At 42.1% G+C, this 18,417-nt stretch carries 21 protein-coding genes; 10 read left to right on the top strand and 11 right to left on the bottom strand.

Going from position 1 to position 18,417, the window contains the following annotated elements:
- Nucleotides 1-163: 163 nt before the first annotated feature.
- From ACVW0P_RS06000 to ACVW0P_RS06015, 4 genes are all read right to left on the bottom strand, one after another.
- Nucleotides 164-697, bottom strand: a complete 534-nt coding sequence (locus ACVW0P_RS06000; RefSeq protein ID WP_457131276.1) for a pyridoxamine 5'-phosphate oxidase family protein — start codon at nt 695-697, stop codon at nt 164-166.
- 356 nt (nt 698-1,053) lie between these two features.
- Nucleotides 1,054-2,421 (bottom strand): exonuclease domain-containing protein, encoded by a 1,368-nt coding sequence (locus tag ACVW0P_RS06005; RefSeq protein WP_457131277.1) that lies wholly within the window; start codon nt 2,419-2,421, stop codon nt 1,054-1,056.
- Between the two features lie 184 nt (nt 2,422-2,605).
- A complete protein-coding gene (gene yidC / locus ACVW0P_RS06010; protein WP_457131278.1) occupies nt 2,606-4,444 on the bottom strand; it encodes a membrane protein insertase YidC in 1,839 nt (612 codons plus the stop codon).
- A 23-nt stretch (nt 4,445-4,467) separates the two neighbouring features.
- A complete protein-coding gene (locus tag ACVW0P_RS06015) occupies nt 4,468-6,078 on the bottom strand; it encodes a CTP synthase (RefSeq protein WP_457131279.1) in 1,611 nt (536 codons plus the stop codon).
- A 410-nt stretch (nt 6,079-6,488) separates the two neighbouring features.
- Between ACVW0P_RS06015 and ACVW0P_RS06020 the strand changes: the two genes are divergently transcribed.
- Complete coding sequence (locus ACVW0P_RS06020) at nt 6,489-6,803, top strand: hypothetical protein (protein ID WP_457131280.1); 315 nt, start codon at nt 6,489-6,491, stop codon at nt 6,801-6,803.
- Between the two features lie 32 nt (nt 6,804-6,835).
- Here ACVW0P_RS06020 and ACVW0P_RS06025 read toward each other — a convergent pair whose 3' ends face one another.
- Both ACVW0P_RS06025 and trpS read right to left on the bottom strand, forming a co-directional pair.
- Complete coding sequence (locus tag ACVW0P_RS06025) at nt 6,836-7,450, bottom strand: deoxynucleoside kinase (RefSeq protein ID WP_354429557.1); 615 nt, start codon at nt 7,448-7,450, stop codon at nt 6,836-6,838.
- A gap of 129 nt (nt 7,451-7,579) precedes the next feature.
- Nucleotides 7,580-8,575 carry a tryptophan--tRNA ligase gene (gene trpS / locus ACVW0P_RS06030; RefSeq protein ID WP_457131281.1) on the bottom strand — a complete coding sequence of 332 codons (996 nt, stop codon included), beginning with the start codon at nt 8,573-8,575 and terminating at the stop codon, nt 7,580-7,582.
- Between the two features lie 41 nt (nt 8,576-8,616).
- On the opposite strand from trpS, the gene ACVW0P_RS06035 reads away from it, so the two are divergent.
- The 4 genes from ACVW0P_RS06035 to ACVW0P_RS06050 all read left to right on the top strand — a co-directional run bounded on the left by ACVW0P_RS06035 (nt 8,617) and on the right by ACVW0P_RS06050 (nt 11,054).
- A complete protein-coding gene (locus ACVW0P_RS06035; RefSeq protein ID WP_457131282.1) occupies nt 8,617-9,369 on the top strand; it encodes a lysophospholipid acyltransferase family protein in 753 nt (250 codons plus the stop codon).
- Complete coding sequence (gene gatC, locus ACVW0P_RS06040; RefSeq protein ID WP_457131283.1) at nt 9,344-9,631, top strand: Asp-tRNA(Asn)/Glu-tRNA(Gln) amidotransferase subunit GatC; 288 nt, start codon at nt 9,344-9,346, stop codon at nt 9,629-9,631. The genes ACVW0P_RS06035 and gatC overlap by 26 nt, the downstream gene beginning before the upstream one ends.
- Nucleotides 9,632-9,776: 145 nt before the next feature.
- Nucleotides 9,777-10,550, top strand: coding sequence for an ABC transporter ATP-binding protein (locus tag ACVW0P_RS06045; RefSeq protein WP_354429564.1), 774 nt, complete (start codon nt 9,777-9,779; stop codon nt 10,548-10,550).
- A gap of 18 nt (nt 10,551-10,568) precedes the next feature.
- Nucleotides 10,569-11,054, top strand: coding sequence for a hypothetical protein (locus ACVW0P_RS06050; protein WP_457131284.1), 486 nt, complete (start codon nt 10,569-10,571; stop codon nt 11,052-11,054).
- Between the two features lie 6 nt (nt 11,055-11,060).
- Here the strand turns inward: ACVW0P_RS06050 and ACVW0P_RS06055 are convergent, their stop codons facing one another.
- Entirely contained in the window at nt 11,061-11,684 is a 624-nt protein-coding gene (locus ACVW0P_RS06055; protein WP_457131285.1) for a hypothetical protein, read from the bottom strand.
- 135 nt (nt 11,685-11,819) lie between these two features.
- Here ACVW0P_RS06055 and ACVW0P_RS06060 point away from each other — a divergent pair, with 135 nt between their 5' ends.
- Entirely contained in the window at nt 11,820-13,034 is a 1,215-nt protein-coding gene (locus tag ACVW0P_RS06060; RefSeq protein WP_457131286.1) for an ABC transporter substrate-binding protein, read from the top strand.
- 84 nt (nt 13,035-13,118) lie between these two features.
- Here the strand turns inward: ACVW0P_RS06060 and ACVW0P_RS06065 are convergent, their stop codons facing one another.
- Nucleotides 13,119-13,910, bottom strand: coding sequence for a hypothetical protein (locus ACVW0P_RS06065; protein ID WP_457131287.1), 792 nt, complete (start codon nt 13,908-13,910; stop codon nt 13,119-13,121).
- A 32-nt stretch (nt 13,911-13,942) separates the two neighbouring features.
- The gene (locus tag ACVW0P_RS06070) at nt 13,943-14,944 is read right to left on the bottom strand and encodes a chitinase (protein WP_457131288.1); all 1,002 of its coding nucleotides are present in this window, start codon (nt 14,942-14,944) and stop codon (nt 13,943-13,945) included.
- Between the two features lie 95 nt (nt 14,945-15,039).
- On the opposite strand from ACVW0P_RS06070, the gene ACVW0P_RS06075 reads away from it, so the two are divergent.
- The 4 genes from ACVW0P_RS06075 to ACVW0P_RS06090 all read left to right on the top strand — a co-directional run bounded on the left by ACVW0P_RS06075 (nt 15,040) and on the right by ACVW0P_RS06090 (nt 16,436).
- The gene (locus ACVW0P_RS06075; protein ID WP_457131289.1) at nt 15,040-15,588 is read left to right on the top strand and encodes a cob(I)yrinic acid a,c-diamide adenosyltransferase; all 549 of its coding nucleotides are present in this window, start codon (nt 15,040-15,042) and stop codon (nt 15,586-15,588) included.
- 85 nt (nt 15,589-15,673) lie between these two features.
- Entirely contained in the window at nt 15,674-15,895 is a 222-nt protein-coding gene (locus ACVW0P_RS06080; protein ID WP_002996718.1) for a DUF2795 domain-containing protein, read from the top strand.
- 122 nt (nt 15,896-16,017) lie between these two features.
- Nucleotides 16,018-16,167 (top strand): lmo0937 family membrane protein, encoded by a 150-nt coding sequence (locus ACVW0P_RS06085; protein ID WP_322227803.1) that lies wholly within the window; start codon nt 16,018-16,020, stop codon nt 16,165-16,167.
- Between the two features lie 122 nt (nt 16,168-16,289).
- Nucleotides 16,290-16,436, top strand: coding sequence for a lmo0937 family membrane protein (locus ACVW0P_RS06090; protein ID WP_354429576.1), 147 nt, complete (start codon nt 16,290-16,292; stop codon nt 16,434-16,436).
- 28 nt (nt 16,437-16,464) lie between these two features.
- Here the strand turns inward: ACVW0P_RS06090 and ACVW0P_RS06095 are convergent, their stop codons facing one another.
- Entirely contained in the window at nt 16,465-17,187 is a 723-nt protein-coding gene (locus ACVW0P_RS06095; protein ID WP_457131290.1) for a 2-C-methyl-D-erythritol 4-phosphate cytidylyltransferase, read from the bottom strand.
- Nucleotides 17,188-17,271: 84 nt separating this feature from the next.
- On the bottom strand, nt 17,272-18,321 hold the full coding sequence (gene queA / locus ACVW0P_RS06100; protein WP_354429580.1) for a tRNA preQ1(34) S-adenosylmethionine ribosyltransferase-isomerase QueA: 1,050 nt from the start codon (nt 18,319-18,321) through the stop codon (nt 17,272-17,274).
- Between the last annotated feature and the right edge of the window lie 96 nt (nt 18,322-18,417).

The raw sequence follows: 18,417 nt of genomic DNA on the forward strand, positions 1-18,417 counted from the left end.
AGTCAAGAGCCAAGAAACAAGAATCAAGAGCTAAAATATAAGAGCCAAGAAACAAGAATCAAGAGCTAAGATATAAGAACCAAGAAATAAGAGTCAAGAAACAAGAGCTAAGGCCACGAGAATAAATTTTTTGTCATGGTTCTTGTTTCTTGACTCTCAAAAACTATACTTCCAGTTTTCCTTCTATTGAATCATCAAGTGTTTTACCAAGGGCGGCGCCTACCAGTTGTTTTACAAACGCTACAGCGTTGCCGTGTTTGTTATCCCAATAGTATCCTTGCGTTGGCGAAACCTTGATAACAGAGATCCGCGGGTCGTCCACACCTTCAGTAAACCAGGTTTTTAAGATGGGTTCCCATAACTCTTTAATTTTTTCCTTGTCTTCGGTTATTTCGGCGATGCCATAAATATTCAGGAAGTCGGAGTATTTAGATCCCTGGAACAATAGCTGAACCATCGGATCGGTAGCAATCTCCGCATTCTTGTGGCTGTCATTTGCACTCAGGAACCATAGGTCGCCGTTATCATCAATTTTTTGTGGCGACATAGGGCGGGTCGAGAAAGGTAACCCTGTTTTAATATTGCTACAGAAAAAGCAGCTGGTACCCTCAGCCATTTCTTTTAATTTTTTCCAGGCTTCATTGCCTTCCAGGTTTGCAAAATTATCTTCGGGTTGATTTTGGTTAATGCTGTCCATTGCTTAGTTTTAGTAGTTAAATGATAATATATTAACCTATGAGAAATTTATTTGTTTGAGCGATGGAAAGTAAATTTATGATTTTAATTACTCCTTAGGGAGAGGTGTAGTGGAAAGTGCGGCAGCAGGGACGCCATTGATCACTTAATATTTTATATGAACAACGTGGTGACACTGTTTTGTCAATAATCAAATATTGGAAACGTTTGATTATTAGTAATATACAAAAAATTGTGTGTGTTCACGGCCGTGAACGTGAACATTTTGGCTCATTATTACAAAATAGAAGCATGTCAGCATAAACTTGTTTAAGACTTAGGGGTGCCTAACGTTTCAAAAGGTCATCATGGCGGTTATCACGCTGAAAAACTCACTTTCCTCTGCGGAAACCGCTCTGCATAGCCGGTTACAATATTGCGGATATAATCGTTACCGGGATAGGGGGTAAGGTAATTCTTAAGTGCCTGGATGTTGCCGACATCATAATAGTGAGAAATGTAGCCCATACCATAAAAGCGGCCTTCTTCTATCAGGATGCAGCTATGCTCATCATCGGTACGGCCTTCATCGCGGATAGCAAATGTTGGCAGTACTTTCTTTAACTCATTAATCGCACACTGAATACGCTCGTTATAAACTTCCGGCGATTCGTGACCTTCGCAGGCGCAAGAGCCAACATTGACACCACTACATGGTTGGTCGTTTTTTTGGATGAAGCAGAGTTTCGGGCAAAGGCCAAAAGTATCTATCAAATTTAATAACAGGCTGCGGCCTTCGTAAAGCGAGTTGCAGGCATAAACTGCCGGCATGTGTTTGCGGTGCTTATCAACGGCCAGTCGCAGGTAACCGCGCTGGTCCTCATACATGTAAATGCCAAACGTATTCTCGAAACGTTTAAGTGAACGGTTATATTTTGGCCAAAGGCGTTTTATCTCCACAGCTTCCGTTACCAGTGCGATCAACTCGTTCCCGCAAACCTGGTGACTAATGCGATAAATATTCTTTAAGAACTCCTGGCGTTGCAGGTTGGGGTTATTGCCGGTAAAGTGGCTGCAAACGCGTTTCTTTATATTCTTGGCTTTACCAACGTAAACAACTTTGCCTTTTTCATCGTGGAAATAATAGATCCCCGGTGATGTTGGTAACGCTTCAATATCTGTTTTAGGCAGGTTGGCAGGTAATACCTGTTCCTTACTGTTCTGCTTTAAGGCCGTATTAATATGGTTTGAAGCATCCTGTTTTAAATATAAACCGAACAGTTGGGCGGTAGCCTCCGCATCGCCCATAGCACGGTGGCGGCTGTTGTTTGGGATGCCTAAATGGGTACATAGCTTACCTAAGCTGTATGACATCAGCCCCGGCATAATTTTACGGCCCAAGCGAACAGTGCAAAGCTTGTTAGCATTCAGTTCGTAACCTGCGGCATTCAGGTGGTATCTCAGGAAAGAATAGTCGAAGTTTACATTGTGGGCTACAAAGATCTGCCCTTTAAGCAAGTGGTAGATCTCGTGCGCTACATCCTCAAATAACGGGGCATCCTGCACCATTTCATTGGTGATGCCGGTGAGGGCACGGATGTAAACAGGAATATCCCTTTGCGGATTAACCAGCGACTCGAACCGGCGGGTTACTTTTTTTCCATCGTGGATGCATATAGCAATCTCGGTAATGCCATTAGCGCTGGCATGCCCACCCGTCGTCTCGATATCCACAATTGCATACATGGTTTCAAATGTAAAACAATTTTGCTAATAATATTAGTTGATTTTTAAAAAAGTCGGCGAGTCTGAAAGTCGGCAGGTCCGAAAGATTTAAACGGATATATTATACATAGCCGCAAAAAAAAACCGACAACATAGTTATCGGTTTTTTCTTTCTGTCTTGCGGACTTTCTGTCTTTCGGACTCTCTATTTCTTCTTTGGCTGTAACTGCTGTTGCTGGCGCATCATTTCTTCCATTTTTGCACCGAAGCCTGTTTTTTTCTTTTTGTCCTCAGGTTTGTTTTTGTTCTCCTGGATCTGGGCGTGGATCTTTTTATCATCAACCATAAACTTAATCAGGTACTGCTGTAAAAAGGTTAGCATGTTGGCCAAAAAGTAGTAGTAGTTCAAACCTGATGGGTAGCTGTTCAGCGTAGCCAGGAATATAATAGGAGTAATGTAACCTATGTATTTCATTTGGCCTGTAGCACCCGAGATCTGGTTATTGAAGTACGTATAGATCAACGTAGATATCGTCATCAATAAACACATTAAACTGATGTGGTCACCAATAAAAGGGATCTTAGCGAAGGTAATTACCGCGTCATAAGTCGATAAGTCATGCATCCAAAGGAAGCTTTCGCCCCTAAGTTCAAACAAACTTGGGAAGAAACGGAAAAACGCGATCACGATAGGCATCTGTATCAGCAATGGTAAACAACCACCTAATGGGTTTACCCCGGCCTTTTTGTAAAGCTTGAGGTATTCCTGCTGTAAAAGGGTAGGGTTGTCTTCACCAACTTTACCTTTTATTTCGTCCATTTCCGGCTTTAAAACGCGCATTTTCGCCATTGATAAATACGACTTATAAGTAAGCGGCGACAATACCAGTTTAAGCACAATGGTTAATATCAAAATGATAATACCGTAGTTCCAGTTAAACTTGTTCAAAAAGTTAAACAACGGCAATACCGCAAACTGGTTAATGTATTTTAACGGCCCCCAACCCAGGTTAACTAACTTTTGCAGGTCGTAACCCTGGTCTTTTAAGGTGTTGAAACGGTTAGGGCCAAAATAAAACTCTAAAGGCACCGCACCCGCCGCGTTTGGTGTAAGGGTTAGGTTGGCCTTCATTTTTTTAACGTTGGTTGTATCGGCAACATCGGTAGCAACCTCAAAATCAGATTTCGAGATGCCCTCTTTGGCGATCAGCACGTTGGAGAAGAAGTGTTGCTTGAATGCAACCCATTGCATTTTTTTCTCTACAATAGCCTTTTTATCGTCCTTGGTTTCGCTAAGGTAGTCAACTTCGTTATCGGTATTTTTATAATACACAGTAGAGTATTGACGCTCCTGCGTCATGTCCTTTTCCTTTTTAGGCAGGCTTGCGCTCCAGTTAAGGTTGTAGCCGCCTGTCGTAGACACTATCTGATTCAATCCGGTCGATTTGATATTCAGCCCAACTTTAAAGCCTGTGCCTTTAAGCGAGTAAATATAATCTACATATTGTGTTGGGCTGTAGCTTAAACGCATGGTAACAGACGACGAATCCTGACCAGCCACCTGTAAACCTGCGCCGCTCGGCGCAAAATAAAGGTCATTGGTGTTTAAGGTTCTGTCGCCGGCTTTGAGCGCGATGCCGAATTTGTTATCGTTACCATCAAATAATATCAATGGTTTTTTATCGAACGTTTTGTAGTTCTTAAGTTCGGCTGAGAATATGCGGCCACCCTTGGTAGATAGCTTTAAACGCATCTCTTTGTTCTCGATGGTTACAAATTGCTCGGTGCCAACTGTGGCAGCGCCAAAAGGGGTTTTTAAAAGGGCCGAATCAACAACACCTGCTTTTTTAACGGTGTCTATTTTGGTAGCAGCCTTTGCCGCGGCTGTAGCAGCCGGGTCTTTTATCAGTCCTTTTTTGATCGAGTCAAGGTGAACGGTAAGCTGCTCTTTTTTGATATCAGCTTCAGAAGGTTTCATGAAATATATGGAAGCACCCATAATAATCATGATCAGGAATAACCCTGTAAACGTATTTTTATCCATTATGTATTGTATCGTACTATTAATCAGTTCTTGCGGGCATAAGCCAGCGAAGCGGCGACAAAGTTAATAAAAAGTGGATGCGGATTAGCAACTGTTGATTTTAATTCGGGGTGAAATTGCGCCCCCACAAAAAACGGGTGATTTTTCAATTCCACAACCTCAACCAGGCCGTTATCCGGGTTAATGCCGGACGGGGTTAAACCTGCTGCTTCGTAATCTTTTAAGTAACTGTTATTAAACTCATAACGGTGCCTGTGGCGCTCGCTAATGTGTGTTTTACCGTATGCTAATGCCGCCTTGCTGCCTTTTTTAAGATCGCATGGGTAAGCGCCTAAACGCATGGTGCCGCCTTTGTTTATCACCGTTTTTTGGTCTTCCATCATGGCAATAACCGGGTGAGGGGTATCGGGATTCATCTCGGTACTGCTGGCATCTTTCAAATTAAGTACGTTACGGCCAAACTCCACAACCGAACATTGCATGCCCAAACAGATCCCGAAGAACGGGATATTGTTTTCGCGTACGTAACGGATCGCTTCAATTTTACCTTCAAAACCACGCTCGCCAAAGCCCGGTGCAACAAGCACACCATGCAAGCCACGCAATTTGTCTATCGCGTTCTCGGGCGTTAAATGTTCCGACGGGATGTATTGTACTTTCACCTTGCACTCGTTTTTAGCACCCGCGTGGATAAACGATTCGATGATAGACTTATAAGCATCCGGCAGTTCTACATATTTACCAACCAGGCCGATCTTTACTTCGGATGTCGGGTTTTTTAAGCGGCCCAAAAAGGCTTTCCAGTTATCCAGGTTGGGCTCGTTTTTATGCGATAGCTTTAATTTGGTTAAAACTGTTTTATCTAATTGTTCTTTCAGCATCAGCAACGGCACATCATAAATTGTTGATGCATCCATCGATTCGACAACCGCGTTGATGTTAACGTTACAAAATAAAGCGATTTTTTTTCTGATGTCCATATTAATATGGTGCTCGGTACGGCAAACCAAAATATCCGGCTGGATACCGTACTCCAATAACATCTTAACAGAGTGCTGTGTTGGTTTGGTTTTTAACTCGCCCGCTGCAGCCAGGAATGGGATAAGCGTTAGGTGGATCACCAGGGCGTTACCCGGGCCGGCTTCCCATTTAAACTGCCTTACGGCTTCCACAAAAGGTAACGATTCGATATCGCCCACGGTACCACCAATCTCGGTAATAACAATATCGTAATCGCCGGTTTCGCCAAGGATGCGCATGTTGCGTTTTATCTCATCAGTAATGTGGGGTACAACCTGCACGGTTTTACCAAGAAATGCACCCTCGCGTTCGCGGTTGATCACATTTTGATAGATACGGCCGGTGGTAATGTTGTTGGCTTTTGAGGTTGGCGTGTTCAGGAAACGCTCGTAGTGGCCAAGGTCAAGGTCGGTTTCGGCGCCATCCTCGGTAACATAACATTCGCCATGTTCATAAGGGTTTAAAGTTCCCGGATCAATATTAATGTAAGGATCGAATTTTTGGATGGTTACGCGGTAGCCGCGTGCCTGTAAAAGTTTAGCTAATGAGGCCGAAATAATGCCTTTTCCTAACGATGAGGTAACTCCACCCGTAACAAAAATGTATTTAGTCATGATTTTTTTGAAATCCGGTAAGCGGTTTTAAGGCCGAAACCATTGTTTGTGTACGGGATACAAAAGTAGGAAAAATAACGGCATTTGGGTAGGAAAAGTGTAATTGTTGGGAAGTTAAAGGTTGTGGCAGGTTGTAAGGTTTTACACTGAAGACTTTAGGAAGATTAAATAAAGCTACTTATAAATTGCCAATTTCTCATAAAAATTAACCGTAAATTATTATCTTTCCAAATGGACTCAACCCAGCTAATACCCCTATTGAGAGAAGTTAAAAAAATCGATGATTTTTATGAACTGAAAGCAAAAGAAAGTGGGGATAATTTTAACATTTTTAAGATACTAGAATTAGAATCATCCGAAGTTAGATTGCACAGTCGTTTTTTAGCCGAATTACTTAATTCTTTCGGAAGATGAGTGGGCCTATTATCAAATTTCCTTTTCAATTAGGTGATTTTGGACGTGTTTACAAATATGGAATTGCAGCGATTGAAGATCCTGCAAAAGTGTATATCCCAATTGATTTGTTGTCGTTAATTCAAACTAAAACTGGGGTAATAACAAATGAGCCATGGTGGGCGGTTAAAAGATCCCCTGAACCGCCGTATACAAAAAACTGGGAGACTTCTTATGAACCATGGGAAGCAATAGCTCAAGGCACCTTTAAAGACGTTATTCGTAAGCAAATTATAGAAATGCTTAACCTTATAGAAGGGATTGACTTATAGTTTCATATATTGATTAAGTCTACCTGGTTCTCCTAAAACAACCCATTCACTTCCCGCTCTATCTTCTCTACAATAGATGCCATATCTTCGGTATTGTTGGCAAAGTCGAGGTTGTCTTTATCAAGCACAAGCAGTTTGCCCAGTTTGTAGCCGTTTATCCATTTGTCGTATTTCTCGTTCAGTTTGGACAGGTAATCTATTCGGATGCCAATCTCGTATTCGCGGCCGCGGCGTTGGATGTTATTTACCAGGGTAGGTACAGATGCTTTAAGATACACCAGCAAGTCCGGTGGTTTAATAAACTCCGTGATGTTATCAAACATGCTTTGGTAGTTCTCGTAATCGCGGGTGGTCATCAGGCCCATATCGTGCAGGTTCTCTGCAAAAATGTAGGCATCCTCGTATATAGTACGGTCCTGGATAATATCGCGGCCACCTTTTTGGATATCCACTATCTGGCGGTAACGGCTATTCAAGAAATAGATCTGCAGGTTAAAACTCCAGCGTTTCATTTCGTTATAAAAATCTTCCAGGTAGGGGTTGTTATCAACCGCCTCGTAAAGGGGTTCCCAGCCGTAATTTTTCGCTAACATTTCGGTAAGTGTAGTTTTACCGGCGCCTATATTTCCTACAATAGCTATGTGCATCTTTATTTTATTGCGATTATTTGTTCATGGTCAATAGATAATAGTTCATGGTCAGTAATCATCGCGCGAACATCATTAGCTACATCGCTAATATACGTTATGAACCATGAACCATCAACTATGAACTATCTAAAAATTCCTGAAACCGATAATTTCTCTTACCTCTTTGATGGTTTTCGCGGCGCTTTCTCGAGCCTTGGCAGCACCGTACCGTGCAACCTGCCTTAACATTGGCGCATCGTTAGCTATATTGGCAATTCGTTCGCGGATAGGCGTAGTCGCGATGATCATATCCTCGGCAAGCTGTTTCTTCAGGTCGCCGTAACGGATGGCGCAAGTATTATACAGGTTATCGAAATGTTCAATAGTATCGGGTGTAGATACCACCTTCATCAGGTCGAACAAGTTTTGAATCTCTTGTGGTTTGGGTTGATTATCTTCGGTTGGGCCGCTATCGGTAACGGCGCGCATTACTTTTTTGCGGATGGCTTCCGGCGTATCACTCAGGAAAATGGCATTGCCTTCGCCTTCACTTTTCCCCATTTTACCTTTGCCGTCAAGTCCCGGTATTTTTACCAGGCTCTCGCCCATGCTAAAAGCGTATGGCTCGGGGAAGTAATCGTTATTGTAGAGCCTGTTAAAGCGGTTGCCAAATGTGCGCGACATTTCAAGGTGCTGCTCCTGGTCTTTACCTACAGGTACTTTTGTTGCTTTGTGGATCAATATATCTGCAGCCATTAAAACCGGATAGGTTAAAAGGCCTGCGTTTACGTTATCGGGATTGTCGCGTACTTTATCTTTAAAAGAAGTTGCGCGTTCCAGTTCGCCCATATAGGCGTTCATGTTTAGGTACAAATATAGCTCTGTAACCTCGGGCACGTCACTTTGTACGTAAATGGTCGCTTTTTCAGGGTCGATGCCCGCCGCCAAATACTCTATCAAAACCTGCTTTACATTGCCATGCAGGTTGGCGGGTGTAGGGTGCGTAGTTAACGAATGCAGGTCGGCTATAAAAAAATAGCACTTGTATTCGTGCTGCATTTTAACAAAATTTTGTACCGCCCCGTAGTAATTACCCAGGTGCAAATTCCCGGTTGACCGGATGCCGCTAACAACAGTTTCCATATAGGGGGCGAAAGTAAGTATTTTTTCTATTTTTGGGGGCGATGAAAATGATATTGAAGAAAGTACACCTATACCTTTACCAGGGCAGTGTGGGGCTTTTTTATTTTCTGTTATGGCCTTTAATGTACTACTTTTCGCGTAAGCCGCAAAGGTATAAGCACCTGAACCGTTTACGCCGTATCTGGGGGCTTATAAGTTCGTTTTGTGTTGGCATAAGGTATAATTACAAGTTTGAAGAACCTATAGACTGGAGCAAAACGTATATTGTTTGCCCCAACCATACCAGCAATCTGGATATTACCGCCCTTAGCCTGCTGGTAAAAAGTAACTGCTGTTTTATGGGGAAAGAGGAACTGGTGGACGGCATTGTTACGCGCCTTTTCTTCCGTACGGTAGATATCCCGGTGAACCGCGAAAGTAAAATAGCATCCTTCAGGGCGTTTAAACTGGCTATGGGCAGGCTGGAGAATGGTATCACCGTAATTATTTTCCCCGAGGCTACCATCCCTGATAATTACCCGCCCCAACTGCATGGTTTCAAAAATGGTCCTTTTCGTATGGCTATAGAGCTTAAGGTGCCTATTATCCCGGTATCATCGCTAAACACCTGGAAGATTTTTTGGGATGATGGCAAGAAATTTGGCAGCAAGCCGGGGGTATGTGATATATTTGTACATAAGCCGATAGAAACGGCGCACTTAACGATTGATGATGCCGATGCGCTGCGCGACCAGGTGCACGCCATTATTAGCAATAAAATAAACGAGCATGACCATAGACGAACAAACGGTTGATAAAATAGCCCACCTGGCACGCCTTAAACTGGCCGACAGCGAAAAGCAGGGCATGATCAAAGACATGAACAAGATATTGGGGTTTATGGATAAACTGAACGAGGTAGATACTACCGGTGTTGAGCCTTTAGTTTATATGACCGCCGGGCCAAACATACTGCGCGAGGACATTGTTAAACAACAAATTACCACCCGGGAAGCGTTACAAAACGCACCCGACCACGACCAAAGCCACTTTTTGGTAGAGAAAGTGATAAAGTAAAGGGGCAGCCAAGATATTAGAGTCAAGAATTAAGAAAAGGCACAATTTATCTTCATCCTGGTTCTTGGTTCTTAACTCTTGATTCTTTTTTCTAAGCGTGTAACATTTTATACCACTCTGCTGTCAAAGTAACAAAAAACGGAACATGGCAATAGCTACAAAAAAGGAAGAGCCTCTTATTATTATTAAAGATATCGGCCGTAAATACGTTATTGGTGCGGAGATCATCCACGCTATAAAGTCGGTAACCTTAAATATTAACAAAGGTGAATTTGTAGCGCTGATGGGCCCTTCGGGTTCTGGCAAATCAACCCTGATGAATATTTTGGGCTGTTTAGATACCCCAACCAAAGGCGAATACATCCTTAACGGCATCAACGTGAGCCACATGACGGATAATGACCTGGCTGAGGTTCGTAACACCGAGATCGGGTTCGTTTTCCAGACGTTTAACCTTTTACCACGTAACAGCGCTTTAGATAATGTTGCCCTGCCATTGGTTTATGCAGGCATCAGCAAAGAAAAACGTAACGAACGTGCACGCCAGGCTCTTGAAAATGTAGGCCTTGGTAACCGTACAGATCACCGTCCTAACGAATTATCTGGCGGGCAGCGCCAGCGTGTGGCCGTAGCCCGCGCCCTTATAAACGACCCCTCCATCATCCTTGCAGATGAGCCTACAGGTAATCTGGATACCAAAACATCCATTGAAATTATGGGCCTGCTCGAGGATATCCACGCTAAAGGCAATACCATTATACTGGTAACACACGAGGAGGATATTGCCATGCACGCCCACCGTATTGTGCGCATGCGCGATGGTTTGGTAGAGAATGATTACATGAACGAGAACATCCAAACCGTAAGCAGACGCGTACCAGAGACAGCCGAAAAAGAAGGCATCAACTTAGAAAAATAATAGTTTGATATCTCTCAAATGCCTTTAAAAATCGATAAGACAAATTACGAAATATATAAAAAGGTTTATGAAGTACTGTGGCAGTATCAGTTGAATTTAATGCAATCGCAAGGACTCCCTTCGGGTTTAAATCTTGAAGAGCTTTCTCCAATTAGCGTGCTTAATAAGTGGGAGTCGAAAAGTCAAGCTATAGCTTTGAAAGGCTTAAAAGCAGGATTTACGGATATTGTTATTCAATTAGCTAATCATCCACAGGAATCTTTACATGCATTGGATATTGAATTAAAAGCTGCCAATCTTCCTGGTTTCTTTGAAATCTCCTCAGAATTGAATGGTACTTTGCAAAAAATTTTAAAAAAGCAACAAATCAAAAAGCTGGAGGAATATTATTTAATTGTTGAAATTCTTTCTGATACAACTAATGGCCTTGCCCAACAACATACAAAAATATTAAACGAGGCTATAGTGGCATTCGAGTTAAAACAAAGCAAGATAATTTCCTGATCAATATCAACACTTCAACTCTGCCAGCCTTGCCACAAAATCGGCAAGGTAAAGGGTGTGCGCCGGCGTAATAGGTTTGCGGTTGCCGATGATGAGGGTATGCTCGTAGATCTCAATCACAAAATCGGTTTCTTTAATAGCCATCATGGCATCACGAAACTCTTGTGTCATAGCAAATTCGGCTTTTCGCTTATCATCGGTTAATACGTAGTAGCGGTCGCTGAACAGTTTGTCTTCCTTAAAATCGAGCTCAATTGGGAATATGATCTCGCGGATCTTATCAATAATGGTTTCGGTACGGATGAAAACCCGGCCAAAGTCGCGCTTTAAATAGGCGAGGCCCCAGGGTTGGTATTCGGTGATGATGGTTTTACGCCCTTTTGCGGGGGTATGCTCGGTATCCATGTCCACAAACAACAAGTAGCTATCGCCGCAGGCGTTTTTGATAGCAAAGGTGTCGCGGATATTTACCTCCTTATGGTGGTTCAAAACCTCGAACTGCTCCAGCTGAAAATCAATAAAACCCGGTACCTCTATCCTGAACTTTTCCTTTAATGCCTGGCTGGTCGCTTCAAAATTATTGGTTTCGGTTAGATGTAGCCCGGTTGTGTCAAATAAAAATTTATCCATCAGTTACCATAAAAAAATGAGACTAAAGATAATAACAGATGTTACAGTTTGATAATAAATTCATTATCAACGAGCGGCAAATAAAAAAAATCCTAAATTAAATGTATTTTGCGTTACTAACATTTATCAATTAATATGAAGAAATTATTATTCCCGCTTGTTGCGCTTTTAGCTGTTGCGCTGATATTTCAGTCGTGCAAAAAGGCTAAGGAAGTTACAATAACCAACGGCATAACCATCCAGGGGTTATTATCTATAACAGGCAGTGGCAGTAGCCTGGGTATAACATCCAGTGCAGCCATGCAGGTTGCAGCAGAGGATGTTAACGACTACTTTGCTTCAAAAGGATATAATTACAGTATTGGAGTAAATATTGTAGATACCAAACAAACGGCAGGCCTGGCCGTGTCATATTTTACTAATGCGAAAAACAACGGCATTCACTTTATAGTTGGCCCGCAAAGCAGCGCCGAACTTGCAGCCTTGAAACCATTAGCAGATCAGTCAAACATCATTGTTGTAAGCCAAAGCAGTACTGCAGGCAGCCTTGCTATTGCCGGCGATAATATATTCCGCTTTTGCCCGTCAGATAAGATAGAAGGCGCTGCAATGGCCAATACCATTTATAAAAAAGGCCAAACGGCTTTAGTTACTGTAGCGCTTGACGATGCCGGCAACAAAGGCTTGCAAGCATCTGTAGGTAATGCATTTGTTTCTAAAGGCGGTGTTGTAAACCCGGTTACACCATACCCCGTTAACACTACCGATTTTACCGCTGTAGTAGCCAGTATTAAAACCAAAGTTGCCAGCTATAACGCAACCTACGGTGCCGGTAAAGTTGCAGTTTACCTGGCATCATTTGATGATGGTGCCCTGCTGATGAAATCCGCTGCTGCCGAGCCAACTTTAGCTGCTGTAAAATGGTATGGCGGTGATGGTTCTGTATTAAACACCAAATTTACAGATGATGCAGTTGTAGCAGATTTTGCTATTGCTACAGGCTTTTTCTCTCCATCGCTGGGGTTACCTGCCGCTTTTGAGCCGCAGTATGCGCCAGTAGCAAAACGTATAAAAGATAAAACCAAGTTAGATGCCGATGCCTTTGCATTAGCCGCCTACGATGCAGTATGGGCAATTGCTTACACTATTGAAGCTAACAATGGCGATGTAAGCGATTTTGCCAAGCTAAGAACAAGCTTTGTAGAACAAGCCAACAAACATAAGGGCATAACAGGCGACGATAAGCTTGACGAATTTGGCGACCGCGCAAGCGGCACTTTCGATTATTTTGGTATTACCAAAACAGGTGCTATTTACAGTTGGGTGTTAGTAGGCAAATCTGATGATTAGGTAATGTTTGATAAAGAGCCTAATTGGAGAGAACAAAAAGGGAAATGAACTTTAACTTTATTTCCCTTTTTTAAACTGACTCAGTTACTCCCACCATTTTGCCTTCTCAGTTTGCAGTGCTTTTGTTTTATTTGCTGATGATGTGTAGGCGTCCCGTAAAGTTTGCCAACCCGCCGGCAGGTATTTATCATCCGGAGAAAATTCGCCTGCCCCAATATCAAAACCTTTTGAATTTGGGATGCGGTAGTCGCCCCAATTACACCGTTTAATTATTTTGTTGTTGTGGCTTACCCATTGGCCTACATACTGGTTATTTAAATACCCGTCGGCATTTTTCTTGATATCATCGTAATAAACGGAGTTGTTTTTATCAAGATAAAACCCGGATGTAAAAGCGCCTTTAAATACGCCGGCGTGTTCTTGCTTTGTGCCTTCGGTTAAATTATAAGAGCCTATCAATAAATATTCGCCTTTAATGCCTTTATCTTTAAGTTCATCATCTACTCCAAACGAAGTTTTTTTGTACTTACGGATATTAGTTATTTTAATCGTACCACGAAATTCATTAATATTGTTTTTAACCATTGATTTGCCGTAAACATTGTAAGTATTAGGCAACGATGAGTTTTTGACCAAAGAAATGATCTTTATTCTGATGCGTTGAAATTTATCACCAATAAAACCATATACAAAAGAGTTATCTGTTGTGATAAAAAGTTTTGAATAATCATAGCGGATAAGCTTACTTTTTAATTCTTTGGACGATAGAAAACTATCGGCTAAATTTTTATTCTTGAATTTTTCAGCCTCGGTTTGCGCAAATACAATTACAAATTTTAAAGTAATAATTGCAACGAGCAGTGCCTTTTTCATCATTATGGTTAAACCATTAAGTTAAGTAATTTATCTTAATACTTATATGGCTGCATCTTGCCACAGCTACAAGCGCAGTTATCGTCGGTAACGCCCAGTTTCTTTAGGAAGAACTGGTAAAAGCCAATGCGGTCTTTCATGCTGTAGTTGTCTTCGCCTTTGTTGCATTCCAGTTCGCCGTTTACGATCAGTATCGTCATCCCGAAGCCCGGAGCGCGGCCTTTGGCTTTGTCGGTAGCGCTTGGCTGCCATTTGCCTATCATTACATCGTGTGCCGATGGTTTGTGAGTTTCGGGTGTCATCCAAAAATAGATTGCGGTTTTAAAAGCAACAACCGGGTCGGTTTCTATTAGCGCCGGGTTATTAAGCAAAACGTGCCTGTCGCCAAAAATACAATCTGAAGCATAGCCGTAGTTACCGTTGTAGCTTATCTGCATTGGCCCGCGGCCATAATATTTCTGCCCTTTAACGGGAGGGTACTCGTCGCTGTCGCTAACGTAGGTGGCGTTGGTATTATCTTCGTGGATCAGCATCAGGCCGTCGGTGTAACTTTCATTACGGCCGTGGCGCGTTTCATGAGCAATCTGCGCGAAAAAGGCTGCCAGTTCGCGTTTTTTACCTGCGGCATCTTTTTCAGAACAAAAATTTCCGTAATCTACAGTATAGGTGCTATCCGGTTTTACTTTGGCCCAAGCCTCGTTCCAGTCGCCATCCTGGCGCACAGTTATGGCCTTGCCGGTGCTTTTATCGGTACGGATAAATTGATATACGGAGACGGCCCTGCGCGTAACCTGCACCTTTATTTGCGCCAACTCGTTAACGGCTTGTATAAAGGCTTTGTAGGTATAAAATTTATCTCGCTCGGGGAATAGGGCGTTAAATTGCTGCTCGGTTAAAAAGGTGGCAAAATCTGCCTTGGGTTTTGGCGCTATGGCAACAGTTTTTGATGCTGTGCCGCTGCTGCATTTAAAGCTTAGTAATGCAACTGTAATTAAACAAATAAGCCCTGCCCTGGCAGATGATATTATGGGTTTCATAGTTTCTAAATAATATATTTGAACAATATAATACTGTACAAGTTTAGCACAATATGTTAAAACGCCGCTAAAAGTGTAAAATTGCTATTGTACTTATGAAGATATACACCAAAACAGGAGATAAGGGCTATACATCATTAATTGGCGGTACCCGTGTGCCCAAGCACCACCTGCGGATAGAGAGCTATGGAACGGTAGATGAACTGAACTCATACATCGGCCTGATACGCGACCAGCAAATTACCGACTATGATAAGGACATCCTGAAACAAATACAGGACAGGTTGTTCACTATTGGCTCGTCGCTGGCGGCCGATCCCGAAAAATCTAAAATGGTAATACCCGACCTTTACCCCCAAGATATTGAACTGCTGGAAAAAGAAATGGACCGCATGAACGAAACCTTGCCCCAGCTGCGCCATTTTATTTTGCCGGGTGGTAATAATACCATATCTTACTGCCACATAGCGCGCTGTGTTTGCCGCCGGGCCGAAAGACTGACCGTGCATTTGGCCGAAGAAAGCAAGGTTGACGAACAAGTGAACATTTATCTGAACAGATTGAGCGATTACCTGTTCACTTTAGCCAGGATGGTTGGGCATGCCGATAAAGTGCCTGAAAATCAATGGATACCCCGTGTTTAAAAAAATTACAAAAAAATAATAAAAATCAATTTAAAAATATTATACTTTTGCGAAAAAGCAAAATTTACCACTTTAACATAAAAACATGTATTGGACACTTGAATTAGCATCGCACCTTGAAGATGCGCCATGGCCTGCCACAAAAGACGAATTAATTGATTACGCCATACGTTCCGGAGCGCCGGTAGAGGTTATTGAGAACCTGCAGGCACTGGAAGATGATGGTGAACCGTATGAAAACATAGAGGAAATATGGCCGGATTACCCTACTAAAGACGATTTCTTTTTTAACGAAGACGAGTATTAAATATGCTACGGTTAAATATTTAAAGCCCTGTTTACAGGGCTTTTTTTATTTTGACTACTTTTTGGAATGATTTTGGTATAGGTAAATTTAAATACATTTACTTAAACATAAAACATTTTACCATGAGAAGCTTATTGTACCTTATCGCTGTTATCCTTGTTATAGCCTGGATCTTCGGAGCATTTATATCACCGTTTGGTGGTAATATTATACACGTATTATTAGTTATAGCTATTATAGCCGTAATTTTAGGTGTTATAAGAAGGGCTTAGTAAAGCTTTCAAATAGTATTAAACCCGGTTTAAGCCGGGTTTTTTTTATGCCAAAACTTTTTATAATAACGTTGGTTTAATATTTATATCTATAAATAAACATTAACTAAACACACAACACTATGAGAAGCTTATTGTACATTATCGCGGTTATTTTGGTAATAGGATGGATCTTCGGATTCTTTGTAAACCATGCAGGCGGTTTAATCCACATTTTATTAGTAATAGCGATCATCGCTTTAATATTAGGCGTAATAAGAAGAGCCTGATATATGTATTAAATACATAGCCATCAGCTTAACGCTGGTGGCTTTTTTTGTTTATTAGTGCCTCGGCGATGGTAATGTCCTCAGGGAAGGTAATCTTGATATTACTGAAGCTGCCTTCAATAAGCGTTATAGCAACGCCGCTTTGTTCTACTACCGATGCATCATCAGTAAAATTATTTGTATAGGGCTGCTCGTACGCTTTTTTTAATATTTCAGATTGGAAGGTTTGAGGCGTTTGCACCAGGTATATGTTATCACGATTTATACTTGTAGATACGCCATTGTTTACCTGCCTTATCGAATCGCGGCTTTTAACAGCTGTTACGGCGGTTCCTTGGCTTAAAGCACATTGGTAGGCTTTGTCTATAATTGCAGTGCTTACAAGGGGCCTTACGGCGTCATGTACTGCAATAAGTGCATTCTCATCCTCCATTGTGTCTATTGCGTTTTTTACCGAATGGAAACGTGTTTCGCCACCGGCAATGATGGTGTGAGGGATAGAGAAAGAGTGTTTGCTGCACAACTTTGACCATAGCTCATGATAGGTGGTATGTAGCGCCAAAATAATTTGAGGCGATGAATTACTATCCTTAAAAGCCCTGATAGTATGCATTAGTACCGGCTCGCCGCAAAGTTCAATAAACTGCTTAGGCAATACCGATTGCATCCTGCTACCTGAGCCACCGGCTACGATGACTGCGTATGTGGGTTTCGGATTTGAGATTTCGGATTTCGGATTTGAGGACTGCATGTGCCGCTAATTTACAGTTTGATAAGCAAAAAAAAGTCATTCCGGTTGGGAATGACTTTTTGTATGATAAATCCGACAGCCGAATTATATGATCAGCATCGCGTCGCCGTAGCTGTAGAAACGGTATTTTTCTTTTACCGCTACTTCGTAGGCGTTCATCACGTGATCGTAACCACCAAATGCTGCAACCATCATCAATAAGGTAGATTCCGGTGTGTGGAAATTCGTGATCATGCAGTTGGCGATACTAAATTCGTACGGCGGGAAAATGAACTTGCTGGTCCAGTCATTAGCAGGTTTTAAGATCTTACCTGCAGATACGGCCGATTCAACCGCGCGCATAGATGTTGTACCTACCGCGCAAATGCGGTTTTTTCTTTCGATACCGCGGTTAACTATTCTTGCTTGTTTGTCTTCAATGATGAATTGCTCAGAATCCATTTTGTGTTTGGTCAGGTCTTCAACCTCAACCGGGCGGAAGGTGCCTAAACCAACGTGAAGTGTAACCTCAGCAAATTCAACACCTTTTAATTCAAGGCGTTTCATTAGCTCGCGGCTAAAGTGTAAGCCTGCTGTAGGGGCAGCAACAGCGCCTTCATGCTTGGCAAATATGGTTTGGTAACGTTCTTTATCGTCGGCAGTTGCCTTGCGTTTTATATATTTTGGAAGCGGTGTTTCGCCCAGGATCTCCACATTGCGCCTAAACTCCTCGTCGGTACCGTCAAAAAGGAAACGGATGGTACGGCCACGTGAAGTAGTATTATCTACAACCTCTGCAATAAGCAGGTCGTCGTCGCCAAAGTAAAGTTTGTTACCAACACGTATTTTGCGGGCAGGGTCAACTAATACATCCCAAAGGCGTAATTCTTTATTTAATTCGCGAAGCAAAAATACTTCGATGGTAGCGCCGGTTTTTTCTTTGTTACCATACATACGCGCCGGGAATACTTTGGTGTTGTTCAGGATCATTACATCCTGGTCATCAAAATAATCCAATACATCCTTAAATATTTTATGCTCAATTTTACCAGAATCGCGGTGTAAAACCATTAAACGGGACTCGTCACGTATATCTGACGGGGAATGAGCAATTAATGATTCGGGTAAATTGAATTTAAATTGAGATAATTTCATGCTTATATATATGAATTTTCAGGGCGCAAATGTACGGAATTTTTGTTATTTTTCACGCTTTTTTTGATAGGGTTATACTGTTAATAGTAAAAGTGA

This window comes from Mucilaginibacter sp. UYNi724 (assembly GCF_054057495.1).